Annotated in this window: 17 protein-coding genes and 1 tRNA gene; 3 read left to right on the top strand and 15 right to left on the bottom strand. The window is 54.1% G+C overall.

Annotated features, from left to right (window positions below):
* Complete coding sequence (gene dapA / locus B3729_RS07525) at nt 1-879, bottom strand: 4-hydroxy-tetrahydrodipicolinate synthase (RefSeq protein WP_010795168.1); 879 nt, start codon at nt 877-879, stop codon at nt 1-3.
* A 153-nt stretch (nt 880-1,032) separates the two neighbouring features.
* Between dapA and B3729_RS07520 the strand changes: the two genes are divergently transcribed.
* Nucleotides 1,033-1,593 carry a glycine cleavage system protein R gene (locus tag B3729_RS07520; RefSeq protein WP_010795170.1) on the top strand — a complete coding sequence of 187 codons (561 nt, stop codon included), beginning with the start codon at nt 1,033-1,035 and terminating at the stop codon, nt 1,591-1,593.
* 27 nt (nt 1,594-1,620) lie between these two features.
* Nucleotides 1,621-2,091: a peroxiredoxin gene (locus B3729_RS07515; protein ID WP_010795171.1), complete on the top strand. Its 471-nt coding sequence runs from the start codon at nt 1,621-1,623 to the stop codon at nt 2,089-2,091.
* A gap of 31 nt (nt 2,092-2,122) precedes the next feature.
* Here B3729_RS07515 and B3729_RS07510 read toward each other — a convergent pair whose 3' ends face one another.
* Nucleotides 2,123-2,374 carry a sulfurtransferase TusA family protein gene (locus tag B3729_RS07510; RefSeq protein ID WP_010795172.1) on the bottom strand — a complete coding sequence of 84 codons (252 nt, stop codon included), beginning with the start codon at nt 2,372-2,374 and terminating at the stop codon, nt 2,123-2,125.
* A 104-nt stretch (nt 2,375-2,478) separates the two neighbouring features.
* On the opposite strand from B3729_RS07510, the gene B3729_RS07505 reads away from it, so the two are divergent.
* Complete coding sequence (locus B3729_RS07505; RefSeq protein WP_122042034.1) at nt 2,479-3,912, top strand: M48 family metalloprotease; 1,434 nt, start codon at nt 2,479-2,481, stop codon at nt 3,910-3,912.
* Nucleotides 3,913-3,925: 13 nt separating this feature from the next.
* Here B3729_RS07505 and nadA read toward each other — a convergent pair whose 3' ends face one another.
* The 13 genes from nadA to ruvA form a co-directional block, all read right to left on the bottom strand.
* Nucleotides 3,926-4,984: a quinolinate synthase NadA gene (gene nadA / locus B3729_RS07500; protein WP_286787523.1), complete on the bottom strand. Its 1,059-nt coding sequence runs from the start codon at nt 4,982-4,984 to the stop codon at nt 3,926-3,928.
* 84 nt (nt 4,985-5,068) lie between these two features.
* Nucleotides 5,069-5,144: transfer RNA gene (locus B3729_RS07495), tRNA-Lys, on the bottom strand.
* Nucleotides 5,145-5,206: 62 nt separating this feature from the next.
* Entirely contained in the window at nt 5,207-5,881 is a 675-nt protein-coding gene (gene queC / locus B3729_RS07490) for a 7-cyano-7-deazaguanine synthase QueC (protein WP_286787522.1), read from the bottom strand.
* A 1-nt stretch (nt 5,882) separates the two neighbouring features.
* Nucleotides 5,883-6,533, bottom strand: a complete 651-nt coding sequence (queE, locus tag B3729_RS07485) for a 7-carboxy-7-deazaguanine synthase QueE (protein WP_010795176.1) — start codon at nt 6,531-6,533, stop codon at nt 5,883-5,885.
* A gap of 84 nt (nt 6,534-6,617) precedes the next feature.
* Nucleotides 6,618-7,439 (bottom strand): tol-pal system protein YbgF, encoded by an 822-nt coding sequence (ybgF, locus tag B3729_RS07480; protein ID WP_122042031.1) that lies wholly within the window; start codon nt 7,437-7,439, stop codon nt 6,618-6,620.
* Nucleotides 7,440-7,444: 5 nt separating this feature from the next.
* Nucleotides 7,445-7,960, bottom strand: a complete 516-nt coding sequence (gene pal / locus B3729_RS07475; RefSeq protein ID WP_010795178.1) for a peptidoglycan-associated lipoprotein Pal — start codon at nt 7,958-7,960, stop codon at nt 7,445-7,447.
* Nucleotides 7,961-8,014: 54 nt separating this feature from the next.
* A complete protein-coding gene (gene tolB, locus B3729_RS07470; protein WP_010795179.1) occupies nt 8,015-9,313 on the bottom strand; it encodes a Tol-Pal system beta propeller repeat protein TolB in 1,299 nt (432 codons plus the stop codon).
* Nucleotides 9,310-10,416, bottom strand: a complete 1,107-nt coding sequence (gene tolA / locus B3729_RS07465) for a cell envelope integrity protein TolA (protein WP_286787521.1) — start codon at nt 10,414-10,416, stop codon at nt 9,310-9,312. Before tolA ends, tolB begins: the two co-directional genes overlap by 4 nt.
* A complete protein-coding gene (tolR, locus tag B3729_RS07460; RefSeq protein WP_010795181.1) occupies nt 10,413-10,862 on the bottom strand; it encodes a protein TolR in 450 nt (149 codons plus the stop codon). Before tolR ends, tolA begins: the two co-directional genes overlap by 4 nt.
* A gap of 12 nt (nt 10,863-10,874) precedes the next feature.
* Complete coding sequence (tolQ, locus tag B3729_RS07455) at nt 10,875-11,567, bottom strand: protein TolQ (RefSeq protein WP_010795182.1); 693 nt, start codon at nt 11,565-11,567, stop codon at nt 10,875-10,877.
* Between the two features lie 14 nt (nt 11,568-11,581).
* On the bottom strand, nt 11,582-12,016 hold the full coding sequence (ybgC, locus tag B3729_RS07450; protein WP_010795183.1) for a tol-pal system-associated acyl-CoA thioesterase: 435 nt from the start codon (nt 12,014-12,016) through the stop codon (nt 11,582-11,584).
* Between the two features lie 51 nt (nt 12,017-12,067).
* Nucleotides 12,068-13,120, bottom strand: coding sequence for a Holliday junction branch migration DNA helicase RuvB (ruvB, locus tag B3729_RS07445; RefSeq protein WP_074824567.1), 1,053 nt, complete (start codon nt 13,118-13,120; stop codon nt 12,068-12,070).
* A gap of 2 nt (nt 13,121-13,122) precedes the next feature.
* Nucleotides 13,123-13,728: a Holliday junction branch migration protein RuvA gene (ruvA, locus tag B3729_RS07440; protein WP_286787520.1), complete on the bottom strand. Its 606-nt coding sequence runs from the start codon at nt 13,726-13,728 to the stop codon at nt 13,123-13,125.
* Between the last annotated feature and the right edge of the window lie 11 nt (nt 13,729-13,739).

Raw genomic sequence — 13,739 nt, 5'->3', positions numbered from 1 at the left:
TCAGGCCAGCACACCGGACTGACGCATTGCCTGGCGAAGCGGCTCATGACAGCGCGGACTCAACCAGGTCAGAGGAAGACGGATACCCTCAGGCATCATTCCCATTTCATGCAACGCCCACTTGACCGGGATCGGATTGGACTCGATGAACAGGTTCTTGTGCAGAGGCATCAATTTTTCATTAAGCGCACGAGCAGTCTCGGCGTCGCCACGCAGGGCAGCCGCGCAAAGTTCGCTCATGTCACGGGGCGCCACGTTGGCTGTAACAGAAATATTGCCTTTGCCGCCCATCAACATCAGTTCAACAGCCGTGGCATCATCACCGGAGTACAGCATGAAATCGCTGCTCACACGATCCAGAATGTCACGGGCGCGCTGCAAATCGCCTGTCGCTTCCTTGATACCAACGATATTCGGCACTGTCGAAAGCCGTTCTACCGTCTCGGCCAACATGTCACAGGCCGTACGCCCGGGCACATTGTAAAGGATCTGGGGAATCGCTACGGATTCGGCGATATGCCGGAAATGCTGATAGAGGCCTTCCTGAGTAGGCTTGTTGTAGTAAGGCGTAACCAGCAGGCAAGCGTCCGCACCTGCATCCTTGGCCGCCTGCGTCAGATCAACCGCCTCACGCGTGGAATTGCCGCCCGTCCCTGCAATGACGGGAATACGGCCAGCCACCTGTTTGACTACACGGCGAATGACCTCGGTGTGTTCTTCTACATCCAGAGTGGCGGACTCGCCAGTTGTTCCGACCGCAACGATGGCATTGGTGCCTTCGGTCAGATGAAAATCAACCAGCTTGGTCAGGCTGGACCAGTCCAGATGCCCCTGTGCATCCATGGGCGTGACCAGCGCCACCATACTGCCTGTGATCATGCAACCGCTCCTGCCGAGAAAAGAGAGCCGTAATGGTACTGACGCTACCAGCCTTGCACAAGCCAAGCTCCGGTAAGGCATTCCCCAACAACGCGCTTTTCGCTACCCTTCGGTTTTGGCCGGTCTACCGGTTTCATCATCAGGAAACACTGAATGTCTGCTACACCACCGCCTCGTGAGCAATTTCTAGTTATCAGTGCGCTGGGCTCCAACCCTATGGAGCTAACCAATGTGCTCTATCGCACGTGTTTGGAAAGCCGCTGCGCGGTCGTCAGCAGCCGCCTGAGCCGACACGGCGAATTCAGCGCACTGATCCTTCAAGTGTCCGGCAACTGGGACGGCCTGGCTCGACTGGAGTCCAGTTTACCTGCTCTGGCAAAGCGACAAGGTTTCACGATTGGTGTAACACGTAGCGCAGCGTTGGAAAACCGAGCGCAAGCCCTACCGTACGTCGTTTATGTCAGTGCGGCCTATCGCTCGGATATTCTCAATGAACTCTGCCAGTTCTTTACCGACCATCGCATAGAGGTAGAAAGCCTGGTTTGCGATACCTATCAGGCGCCCCAGACAGGCGGCACCATGCTGACAGCGACCATTACGGTCATTCTGCCAGCCGGTACTCAGATCAGTTGGTTACGGGATCAATTCCTGGACTTTGCGGACGCACTGAACCTTGACGCGCTGATCGAGCCCTGGCGACCTCAGAACCCGTAATCCAGTAAGCTAAGCGAAGAAACGAACATGACAGTTACCGTTGATCAACCCGTTCCCGATTTCATAGCGGCTGCTACTGGCGGAAAGGACCTGTCGCTCGACACGTTCAGGGGTCGGCAGGTTGTATTGTATTTTTATCCCAAAGACAGCACGCCGGGCTGCACAACCCAAGGCCAGGGGTTTCGCGATCATTACGAGGCATTCCAGGCTGCCAATACCGTAATAATTGGTGTCTCCCGCGACGGCATCAAGTCCCATGAAAACTTCAAAGCCAAGCAGGCATTTCCATTTGATCTGATCAGTGACAAATCAGAAGCGCTGTGCACGCTGTTTGATGTGATCAAATTGAAGAAGCTGTACGGCAAGGAGTATATGGGAGTTGACCGCAGTACCTTCCTGATCGACAAGGAAGGGATTCTTCGCCGGGAATGGCGTGGGGTAAAGGTCCCGGGACACGTGGAAGACGTTCTAGCAGAGGCCCAGGCCCTGAACAGTTGATTTCCAAGGGAGGCTTCTGCCTCCCTGCACTTCATGCCTTGCGCAACCAATAATGAAATACGTTTTCCTGTGCCTGCTCGCCGATCAATGCATGCCCTGACAACTGGGCAAAGGTCCTGAAATCACGCTGCGAGCCGGCATCCGTTGCCGTGACCTTCAATACCGAGCCAGAGGCCAAGCGGTTCAGTTCCATTTTGGCTTTCAGCAATGGCAGTGGGCAACTTAATCCACTGGCATCCAGCTCCGCATCACACGGCCCTGTATAAGTACTGGATTCACTCATAAGAAAACTCCATAAATCCCAAGGATAACGTTCACAGCCTTTCATCGCTAGGCAGCAGCTGTGGGGACAGATAAAGTAAGGGTTTTGCAGTCATGAGCGCCCCTATGAAATTTTTGCGCCCTGCCCTTCTTGGTCTGTCCTGCCTGATAGCTGTACCCGCTCCCGCAGCCACTGATTTACCGTCGCTAGGGGATGCAAGCTCTTCAGTTGTCTCTCCTGAACAGGAGTTTCAGCTTGGCCGTACCTGGTTGAGTATGCTCAGGGGGCAAATCACGACATTGACCGACCCACAACTCAAGCAGTTCGTGGAAAGCAGTGTTTATAGACTGGCCGAGACGAGCCAGATTCAAGATCATCGCCTCGTATTCATCCTGATCAAAGACCCACAAATTAACGCATTTGCTGCCCCCGGTGGGGTCGTAGGCGTCAATGGGGGGCTATTCCTGTATGCCCAGACCGAAGCTGAGTATGCAGGCGTCCTCGCGCACGAATTAGCCCACCTGAGCCAGCGGCACTTTGCACGAGGCGTCGAAAATCAGAAGCGCATGCAACTACCGTTGATGGCAGCCATGCTGGCCGGCATTGTGGCCGCTGCTGCTGGCGGTGGTGATGCCGGTATCGCAGCGATTGCCTCTACACAGGCAGCCGCCATACAAAGTCAGCTCCGCTTCTCTCGTCAGAACGAGCAGGAAGCGGACCGGGTAGGCCTGATCAACCTGGCTAAGGCTGGCTATGACCCACGAGGCATGCCCAATATGTTTAGCCGATTGGCTAGGCAATACCGTTACGATCAGCGACCACCCGAGTTTCTCCTTACCCACCCGGTAACAGAGGATCGCGTTGCAGATACTCGTAACCGTGCAGATCAGTATCCCGCAGGAGGACGAGAAGACAGCCTGCAGTATCAACTGATGCGCGCAAGGGTTCAGCTGCTTTTCGAGGAAACTCCAGGCATAGCCGTCAAGCGCTTTCGTGCCATGTTGGATGAAAACCCAAAGTTGGAAGCAGCACGTTATGGCCTTGCTGTTGGCTTGACTCGCCTCGGCCAGCTCAATGAAGCACGCGAAACGCTTAAGCCTTTACTGGATGCCTCTCCAAACGATGTCACGTACAACCTGGCCCAGATCGAGCTCGACATTACCAATAACCGGCTGCCTGACGCACAAAAGCGCGTAGCGAGAATGATGGAAATGTACCCCGACAACTTCGCGGTCAACATGCTACAAGCCGATCTACTGGTTAAGCTCGATAAGCCCAAGGATGCCAGCGCTTTACTGGACAAGGTAATCAAAGCGCGCCCACTGGACCCTGATGTATGGTACCGGGCTGCAGAGGTGCGCGGCCAAGCGGGTCAGCTGATAGAGGTCCATCAGGCCCGTGCCGAATACTTTGCCCTGACAGGTGATTATGATCAGGCCATACAGCAGCTGGGATTTGCAAAACAGCGTGCTTCAAATAATTTTCAGTTAGCGGCGCGGATAGATGCACGTCAGCAGGAAATGATTACGCAAAAGCGAACTGCTGAAGAAATTATGTGATAGGAAACGCCCATCAGGCGTTTCCTGTCTGCCTTAATCTTGCTGCCTGGGTAAAGTCCAGCATGCGCTTGAGTGGTTTTACTGCCCTAGGTATCAGGGAAGGATCAACCAGAACCTCACCGCTACCCTCCTGCAAACAGGCCAGCGTACGCTCCAAGGTATTCAGGGCCATCCAAGGGCAATGCGCACAACTACGACAAGCAGCACCATTACCCGCCGTAGGCGCCTCAATGAATACTTTGTCAGGACACAACTGCTGCATTTTGTAAAAGATGCCTTTATCCGTTGCGACAATAAACGTCGAGTTAGGCATCGTCTGTGCAGCCTTGATCATTTGACTGGTCGAGCCAACCATGTCCGCCAGCTCGATCACCGCCTCAGGAGATTCGGGATGCACCAGAACCGCAGCATCAGGATAGAGCGATTTGATATCAGTTAGCTGAGAAGACTTGAACTCCTCATGAACGATGCAAGCGCCATCCCAAAGCAGCATATCGGCACCTGTTTCCCGCTGAATGTAGCGGCCTAGATGACGGTCCGGTGCCCAAAGAATAGGTTCGCCGTTATCCATCAAGTGCTCAACGATATCCAGGGCACAGCCAGAGGTTACAACCCAATCTGCCCTGGCTTTTACGGCAGCTGAAGTATTGGCATAAACCACTACCGTCCGCTCGGGATGCTTATCGCAGAACGCAGCGAACTCCTGAGCTCCGCATCCGATATCCAATGAACAAGTAGCCTCCAGCGTAGGCATGAGCACTCGCTTCTCGGGATTGAGAATCTTGGCAGTTTCTCCCATGAAACGCACCCCAGCCACCACGACTGTAGAGGCCTTATGCTGGTTACCAAAGCGTGCCATTTCGAGCGAGTCTGCCACGCACCCGCCCGTTTCCTCGGCAAGCGCTTGCAGAATGGGATCGGTATAGTAATGCGCAAGTAGAACAGCGTCACGCGCTTTGAGCTCAGCCGCAATGGCACGGCTAAAATGCTCTCTTTCAGCTGTACTTAAAGTTTTAGGCTGCTTAGCCGCGAGATGGGCTTGGACCAGAAGTCGTTCCGAGATTTGCGACATGCTCGCTACACCCAAACGCTAAAGGGACAGAAGGAGTGTATCGCCAGGAAGCGGCGATCTAACGAAACAACAAGGGGAGGAAAATGGTGGGTCGTGTAGGATTCGAACCTACGACCAATTGGTTAAAAGCCAACTGCTCTACCGACTGAGCTAACGACCCCGAAAGCGAGTGCTATAATAATGATTTCTTCTGGATAATCAATACCCTAGCGCAACTTTTTTTTAAAAATATCGCGTTGGATCTTCAAGGTGTGCCGCACGGAATCCTTCTGCACGCAAGCGGCAACTGTCACATCGCCCACAGGCACGCCCTTCGTCGTCAGCCTTGTAGCAGGAGACGGTTAGGGAGTAGTCCACCCCATTCGCGACGCCCCACTGGATAATCTCAGCCTTCGACATGAACTGGAGCGGTGCAATGATTTTAAAGCCATTGCCCTCAACGCCCGCTTTGGTGGCAAGATTAGCCATACGCTCAAAGGACTCGACAAATTCAGGGCGGCAATCTGGATAGCCTGAGTAATCCACCGCATTAACACCAATAAAGATATGCTGAGCCTCGAGCACCTCAGCCCAACCCAAGGCAAGCGAAAGAAAAACGGTATTACGGGCAGGTACATAGGTGACAGGAATACCCTCGGTAGGTGCTTCCGGCACATCGATAGTGCTATCGGTCAACGCCGAGCCGCCAATACCATTCAGGTTCAAACCAACCACTTTGTGTTCGACCACACCCAATTGAGTTGCCACACGTTCAGCGGCCTTGAGCTCGGCTCTATGACGCTGTCCATAATCAAAGCTCATGGTGTAGCAGGCAAAGCCCTCAGCCCGAGCCATGGCGACAACCGTGGCAGAATCCAGACCACCAGACAGCAAGATAACGGCTTTTTTCTGGTTCATATCAATGTCCTGGCTCGTCATTCCAAAGAATTTTATGCAGCTGCAGCTGAAAGCGTACCGGCAAGTTGTCTTCTACAATCCACTCAGCCAACTGACGCGGGGTAACCTGCTGATGGCTAGGGGAAAACAGCACCTCATCCACCCGCTCATCAAGGCGATACTGAATCAGCTTAGACACAGCCCACTCGTAATCTTCACGTGAGCAAATTACGAACTTCACCTGATCGTTTGGCGTAAGATGATCAATGTTGTCGTACAGATTGCGAGAGACTTCAGCAGAGCCGGGCGTCTTCAGATCGACGACCTTGACGACTCGCCGATCTACAGGCGCGACGTCGAGCGCACCACTGGTTTCAAGTGACACCTCATAGCCAGCGTCACATAGGCGCTCTAGCAAGGGTAAGCAGTTTGGCTGGGCAAGCGGCTCGCCTCCTGTTACACACACATAGCGAGGCTTATACTGAGCGACACGCTCAACGATTTCGTCCAGCGACATGATCTGACCGCCACTGAAGGCATAAGCCGTGTCGCAATATTGGCAACGCAAGGGACAGCCTGTAAGGCGCACGAAAACAGTTGGCAAGCCAGCTGTCCGTGTTTCCCCCTGCAGCGAGTAGAAAATCTCGGTAATACGCAGAGTATTTTGTTGCATGTAGGCCACGGGCGTGACAGCGATACAGGCCGTCCGCCTCCGTTGCGAAAAAAGGGAGGCGGATTCTAACGAAAAAACCTGCCGTTAGGGCAGGTTTTTGAGATCACGCTGGGCTAATTGTGCGGCAGACGATCCAGGATACTGCGCAATGACCTGTTGGTACATTGCTTTAGCCTTGTCTCGATTTCCAAGCCGCTGCTCAACACCAGCCAGCTTGTAAAGAGAGTCTGGAACCTTGGGATGATTTGGGTAAGCCTGACTTACGCGTGCAAACGCCTGTCCTGCAGCTTGTAAATCCCCGGAAGCCATATTGACTTCGCCTAACCAATATTGGGCATTTCCCGCATACTGGCTATTGGGATACTTACGCAGAAACGCTGTAAAGGCTTGGCTCGCCTTGGCAAAATCCTTTGCCTTGATCAGATCAAAGGCCGCATCGTAATACAGCTTTTCCTTTGCGGGATCACCAGGCTCGCTGTTGGCCTGAGAAGCTGGCGGAACAGGTGCGGCGTTCGCATTGATGGCCCCTGCAGACGAACCAGCATCATTACCACCAGTGGCATTCGCTGGCGCTCCAGAAGAAGCACTTGCAGAAATTCGGCGATCAAGGTCCTGGTAACGTTCCAGTCCTTGCTGTTTTAACTGATTGATTTCATTTTGCTGCTCCTCAACCTGACCACGCAGGCGCGCAATATCATCTTGCATCTGCTGCAATTGCATGAAGAGCTGCCCCTGTGCAGAGACAGGGGCGCTAGCGCCCCCATCCCCTGCATAGGGAGCGCCTTGGGTGCTATAGCCGGGAGTAGAACCGCTCCCACCATACCCCCCCTCCTGAACCGGTACCTGTGCCCATACAAAGGAAGTGCACAGAGCCAACGATGTCAGTACAAACAGGCGCTTCGGCATAGATCTTACTTCTTCAGCTCAACGCGACGGTTCTGAGCCCAGGACTGCTCGTCATGACCGATAGCAGCAGGACGCTCTTTACCATAGGAAACGAGTTCCAGCTGAGCCGGAGAAACGCCCTGCAGTACGAGGTAACGCTGAACAGCCTTGGCACGACGCTCGCCCAGAGCCAGGTTGTACTCACGAGTACCGCGCTCGTCAGTATGGCCTTCCAGTACAACGCGCTGACCACTAGTTTTCAGGTCACGAGCATGAACGTCCAGAGCGCGCATGGCTTCCGGCTTCAGATCGGAGCTGTCGTATTCGAAATAGAATGTAGTGATAGCACGCAGAGCGGCTTCGTCGCTCATGCTGCCATCAACGGCACCGGCGTTAGCGCCATAGCCTGCGTTTGGATCGACAGCACCGGCGCCAGCGCCAGCACCTTCACCAGAAGCATCACCACCCTTGGAAGAACAACCTACTGCAACGGCCATGGCCAAAGCCAGAGCAGCGAACTTGCCGAATTTCAGCATTTCCATCGTTAACTCCTAAAGAACCGCAAAGTGTTTTGTATAGAACAGATTATATTGCCGTCAGTTCAGGTAAGGGGACCAAGAAGGCTCGCGAACATCGCCTTGGGTGGTGGGTAGCGTAATACGCACACGTCCGTTGATGGATACAAGCATCAGTACGCCTCGGTCCTGCTGGCGGGACGCGTAGATTACCATGGTGCCATTTGGCGCAACAGTAGGCGAATCGTTAAGACTGGTGTTGGAGAGCACCCGGACGCTGCCACGCTGAAGATCCTGGGCACCAATCTGGAAGTTGGTGAAACCTTCCTGACGATGCACCATTACCAGCGTTTTTTCATCGGCAGATAGTTTAGGGTTCGCATTGTAATTGCCTACGAATGTAACGCGCTCTGCCCCACCGCCGCTAACACTGGTTTTATAGATCTGTGGTTTTCCGGAACGATCTGAAGTGAAATAGATAGTCTGCCCATCACGTCCCCAGAACGGCTCGGTATCAATCGCAGAGTCGTTGGTAACGCGACGAATCTGACGCGAATTCAGGTCCATCACATAAATCTCAGGGTTTCCATCGCGCGACAGCACGAACGCCAGGCGGTTACCGTCCGGAGAAAAAGCCGGAGCGCCATTCAGTCCTTCGAAATTGGTGAGCTGCTCACGACGACCTGTATCTACGTACTGCAGAAAGATACGTGGGCGCTGCTGTTCAAAGGAAACATAGGCGATACGCTTGCCATCAGGAGCAAAACGAGGCGACAGGATTGGTTCACGAGACTGTAGGAGTGTCACGGAACGAGCACCGTCATAGTCTGCACGTTGCAGGGTATAACGAGTGTTGTTCTGGGAAAAACGCTCGGCAGTGACGTACAGGAGCTTCGTAGAGAACGCGCCCTTGATACCGGTCAGCTTTTCGAATGACTGATCGGAAATATAGTGAGCCATGTCGCGCAGCTGATCAGTACCCCCGCCTACGCTACCCGTCATGACCTGCTGCTGTGTAGCGATGTTAAACAGTGCATATTGGATTTGCAGACGACCACCGCTGGGCACGATATTGCCGATCAGCACATAGCTGACCCCCAGTGCCTGCCAATCCTTGTAGGACACTTCGCTTGCCTGAGTCGGCAGGCTAAGCATGTTCTGCCGGTCGATGGGAGCAAAAGAGCCGGAATTGCGCAGATCGTTACCAATGATATTGGCCATATCATCGGGCAGTGGTTGACCACCCTGCCAGCCAAAAGGCACGACTGCAATCGGGATGGCCTTGTCATTGCCACTGGATACCACCAGGGGGTCGGCAGCATGGGCAGCGCCTACCAGGAACATGAATCCCAGCAGAACGATACGAATCAGGTTATTCACAGACTCAAATCCTCCGGTTTGAAGATAATGCGACGCTTGCGATAAAGCTGGTCGAACGTCGCGCGATCAAGCTGTTGCATTTCAGGTATGCGTCCTACGTTGCGCACGGCAGCCACTGCCGAGCTATCGAAAGCAGAATCACCGCTAGACCGGGTCACACTGGCATTGGTTACCGTTCCGTCAGGTAGCATTTCAATTTGCACTTCCACACTCATACCGTTGCGGGCAGATGGCGGGCGGCGCCATTGCTCACTGACCAGACGCACGATAAGGTCATCAAAGTTCGACGCTACCTCATCGCCTACCTCATCAGCCATTGCCTGCTGTCGCTGCGTATCATCGGAAAGAAGCTCAGCTAACGCCTGTGCTTTCTTATCCTCTGCTGCCTTGCGTGCGGCAGCCTGAGCTGCCTTTTTCTTGGCGTCCTCAGCAGCTTTGGCTTTCGCCTGCTTGGCCGCTTTTTTCTTGGCCTCTTCAGCTGCTTTCTTTTTAGCTTCTTCAGCGGCTGCTTTTTTCTCTGCCGCTTCAGCCGCTTTCTTTTGTGCGTCTTCCGCTGCTTTCTTCTTAGCTTCTTCAGCGGCTGCCTTTTTCTGAGCAGCCTCCTCAGCCTGTTTTTTTGCCAATTCAGATTTGCGCTGCTGCTCTGCGGCGGCTTTTTCCTGCGCTGCCTTTTCAGCCTTTGCTGCGGCCTCAGCTTTTGCCGCTTCGGCCTTGGCTTCAGCGGCTTTCTGGGCAGCTTCTACCTGCTGCGCCTTTCGAGCGTCCTCAGCTTTCTTTTGTTCCGCAGCTTTGGCGGCTGCCGCCGCAGCAGCGGCCTGGGCCTGCTGCTCTGCTTTCTTCTGCTCCATCTGCTCGACTTCATACTGGCGAGAAGACGTTTTTTTGGCCTCTCCAGCCAGCTTCTGCTCTGTCTGCACCTGAGCAGGGCTTTTGGATTTCAACTGGACCAGAGTCGCCTGAACAATTGGCTTGGACTGTGGCAGCTCCGGTGCCATTGCCCAGCTCACAAACAGAGCGGCAAAAATGACAACATGGAGAGCCACAGCCCAAACGATAGGCCAGAAATAGCTCTCTGAAGGAGAACGCTCACGGTCTTGCATCAAGGCGCCTCGGTGATCAACCCGACATTGGGTACACCTGCCTGCTGCAGGCCGCCCATGGCTGCTGCCACTATCCCATAGTTAACAGCCTTGTCACCCCGAATGAAAACCTGGGTATCAGGTCTTGCACGCATGATCTTGGTAACCTGCTCCGTCAACTGAGGCAGGGCAACAGCGCTGGCACTGTCACGCTGCTGGTCCGTCTCGACTTCCTTACCTGTATTCCAGTAGTAAGTACCGTCCGCCTTGATAGAAATAGTCAGGATCTGCTTGTTGTTATCCTGCGGCATGGGCTGGCTGTCCGCATTAGGCAAGTCGACCTTGACCCCTTGATTGATCATTGGCGCAGTTACCATGAAAATGACCAGCAGTACCAGCATCACATCGATGTAAGGTACGACGTTCATTTCGGCAACCGGCTTACGCTTATGTCTACCCCTGGAGGACATGGTTGATACCTATTACTCGTCGCTGGTGTGGACTTTGCGATGCAGGATGGACTGGAACTCATCAGCAAAGGTGTAATAACGTCCGATCAGTGTCTCTGAGCGCGCAGCAAACCGGTTGTACGCCACTACGGCCGGAATCGCTGCAAACAAACCGATCGCGGTTGCAATCAATGCTTCTGCAATACCAGGCGCAACGGTAGCCAGCGTAGCCTGCTGTACCGTAGCCAGACCGCGGAATGAGTTCATGATGCCCCATACGGTACCGAACAGACCTACATACGGACTGGTGGAGCCGACGGTAGCCAGGAACGGCAGGCTTTGCTCAAGCTTCTCTTCTTCGCGAGAAATGGCGACCCGCATGGCACGCTGAACGCCTTCCATCACCGCGTCAGGGTCTACCCCCGCCTGCTGACGCAGCCTGGAAAACTCTTTGAAGCCAGCACGGAAGATCTGCTCGACACCTGAATCGGGGTCAGGATTGCTGCCTGCCTGACGGTAAAGCTTGGACAGGTCGATACCCGACCAGAAACGCTCCTCGAAAGTCTCCAGTGCACGTTTGGCTGCACGGATGGCATTGGCACGCTGGATAATCATGACCCATGATGTTACCGAAGCCGCTACCAGCGTCAGCATGACCAGCTGAACTACCAGGCTGGCATTGCTCACAAGGCTCCACATGGAGGAATGGTCGACAGTTGGTTCCACGCTAAATCTCCTGCTTAAATTGAGTCCGAATCGCTCGCGAATACTGTTCGCATGGCCTCAGGAATGGCCCTGGGCCTGAAGTTGTCTGAACGTACACACGCAACCGTCACATACCCTTCGCATAACAGAACACCATCGTCTCGCCGAGTCACCTGCTGATGAAAGCGCAGGCTGGCCCGGTTCAGTTCAATAACCCGAGCGCTGACCTCCAACTCGTCATCCAACCGAGCCGGTGCATGGTAACGTGCCTCACATGAATGCACGACAAATAGGATGTTTTCTTCCGCCAGGCGAGATTGAACAAAGCCTAACGCCCGCAACCGTTCGGTACGAGCACGTTCCATGAATTTGAGATAGTTGACGTAGTAGACGATGCCTCCTGCGTCGGTGTCTTCGTAATACACTCGACACCGCAGCGAATACGGCTGAGTCACATGTTGCGCGCGCATACTCTAGAACCAAGCCTTCAATTTGCCAATCAGAAATACTTGCAGTTGCAATTAATTATTATCTTCCTCAAAAAGATCAGGCACGGTTCCTGGCCCCATACGCTTGGGCACGTTCAAACCAAAGTGAAGATAAGCATGGCGGGTTACCATCCGACCCCTTGGCGTACGCATGATATAGCCCTGCTGAATCAAATACGGTTCCAAGACATCTTCAATGGTGTGACGTTCCTCACTGATTGCAGCAGCCAGACTGTCTACCCCTACCGGCCCGCCGTCGAACTTGTCGATGAGCGTCAGTAGAAGTCTTCGGTCCAGGTGATCAAAGCCGCGTGCATCCACATCCAGCAGATCCAGAGCCTGGCTTGCAATCGTATGACTGATTCGTCCCTGCCCTCTCACCTCTGCAAAATCGCGTACACGCCTTAACAACCGGTTCGCAATACGGGGAGTACCGCGGGCACGGCGAGCGATTTCCACAGCGCCTTCGGCCTCAATTGTCAGATTCAGGATTTTGGCAGAACGCGTAACGATGCTGGCAAGGTCCTCTACGCTATAAAACTCAAGCCTCTGAATAATTCCGAATCGGTCCCTTAATGGGTTCGTCAGCATTCCGGCACGCGTAGTGGCTCCCACCAATGTAAACGGTGGCAAATCCAGCTTGATTGATCGCGCGGCAGGGCCTTCGCCGATCATAATATCGAGCTGATAGTCCTCCATCGCTGGATAGAGGACCTCTTCTACAACCGGCGAAAGGCGATGGATTTCGTCTACGAAAAGAACGTCTCCAGCCTCGAGACTAGTCAGCAGAGCAGCAAGATCTCCTGGCCGCTCAATTACCGGCCCAGATGTGCTTTTGATGGCAACACCCATTTCCTCGGCAATGATATTGGCGAGCGTGGTTTTGCCTAGCCCTGGCGGCCCGAAAATAAGCGTATGGTCTAGTGCCTCGCCCCGCCCCTTTGCCGCCTGGATGAAAAGACTCATCTGCTCGCGCACGACCGGCTGGCCAATGTACTCGGCCAGTCTCAGAGGACGGATAGCACGATCCTGCTGCTCTTCACGATCTCGGCCCGCGGCAGAAATCAAACGATCCGGTTCAATCATGGTTACACCATGCCTTTGAGGGCACGACGAATAAGGTCTTCACTACTGAGGCCTTCTTCAGCGATGGCAGATACTGCACGACTGGCTTCCCGCGGCTTGAATCCGAGCGACACTAACGCACTGACCGCATCAGTTTCAGCTGTTACGACAGGCTTGCCGGCAGCCGTTTCCATCATGAGCGGTGCGATAGACGGAAGGCTTTCCCATGCCTTGAAGCGATCCTTGAGCTCGACCAGCAGACGTTCAGCCGTCTTTTTGCCGACGCCGGGAATCTTAACCAGCGCAGACGCATCCTGGGCCTGTACGCAGCGCACCAGCTCGTCCACCTCAAAGCCAGACATCAGCGCCAGCGCCAGCTTTGGCCCTACTCCATTCAAGCGAATCAACTCACGGAAGAGTTCTCGCTCGCGCTTTTCAAAAAAGCCGTAAAGCAGATGAGCATCCTCACGCACGACCAGATGCGTATGCAAGGTAACTGGCTCACCCAACGACGGAAGGCGATACAACGTTGTCATGGGGACTTCCAGCTCGTAGCCCACGCCATTGACATCGATGATTACATGCGGCGGCTGTTTTTCAGCCAGAGAACCGCGGAGACGTCCAATCACAGAAATACCTA

Origin of the sequence: Pseudomonas sp. UBA3149 (assembly GCF_002364655.1) — a bacterium.
GTDB classification, from domain to species: Bacteria; Pseudomonadota; Gammaproteobacteria; order Pseudomonadales; family Pseudomonadaceae; genus Chryseomonas; species Chryseomonas luteola.
Note: the sequence above shows the minus strand (reverse complement) of the source record. Positions and strands in the feature narration are given on the sequence as shown.

Excerpts from the sequence above, each read along its gene's own strand:
- ybgC (WP_010795183.1), bottom strand. The coding sequence starts at position 12,016 with ATGCGCGCGCAACATGTGACTCAGCCGTATTCGCTGCGGTGTCGAGTG.
- nadA (WP_286787523.1), bottom strand. The coding sequence starts at position 4,984 with ATGTCGCAAATCTCGGAACGACTTCTGGTCCAAGCCCATCTCGCGGCT.
- B3729_RS07510 (WP_010795172.1), bottom strand. The coding sequence starts at position 2,374 with ATGAGTGAATCCAGTACTTATACAGGGCCGTGTGATGCGGAGCTGGAT.
- pal (WP_010795178.1), bottom strand. The coding sequence starts at position 7,960 with ATGGAAATGCTGAAATTCGGCAAGTTCGCTGCTCTGGCTTTGGCCATG.
- B3729_RS07520 (WP_010795170.1), top strand. The coding sequence starts at position 1,033 with ATGTCTGCTACACCACCGCCTCGTGAGCAATTTCTAGTTATCAGTGCG.
- ruvB (WP_074824567.1), bottom strand. The coding sequence starts at position 13,120 with ATGATTGAACCGGATCGTTTGATTTCTGCCGCGGGCCGAGATCGTGAA.
- dapA (WP_010795168.1), bottom strand. The coding sequence starts at position 879 with ATGATCACAGGCAGTATGGTGGCGCTGGTCACGCCCATGGATGCACAG.
- B3729_RS07505 (WP_122042034.1), top strand. The coding sequence starts at position 2,479 with ATGAAATTTTTGCGCCCTGCCCTTCTTGGTCTGTCCTGCCTGATAGCT.
- B3729_RS07515 (WP_010795171.1), top strand. The coding sequence starts at position 1,621 with ATGACAGTTACCGTTGATCAACCCGTTCCCGATTTCATAGCGGCTGCT.
- ybgF (WP_122042031.1), bottom strand. The coding sequence starts at position 7,439 with ATGCCGAAGCGCCTGTTTGTACTGACATCGTTGGCTCTGTGCACTTCC.
- queE (WP_010795176.1), bottom strand. The coding sequence starts at position 6,533 with ATGCAACAAAATACTCTGCGTATTACCGAGATTTTCTACTCGCTGCAG.
- tolR (WP_010795181.1), bottom strand. The coding sequence starts at position 10,862 with ATGTCCTCCAGGGGTAGACATAAGCGTAAGCCGGTTGCCGAAATGAAC.
- queC (WP_286787522.1), bottom strand. The coding sequence starts at position 5,881 with ATGAACCAGAAAAAAGCCGTTATCTTGCTGTCTGGTGGTCTGGATTCT.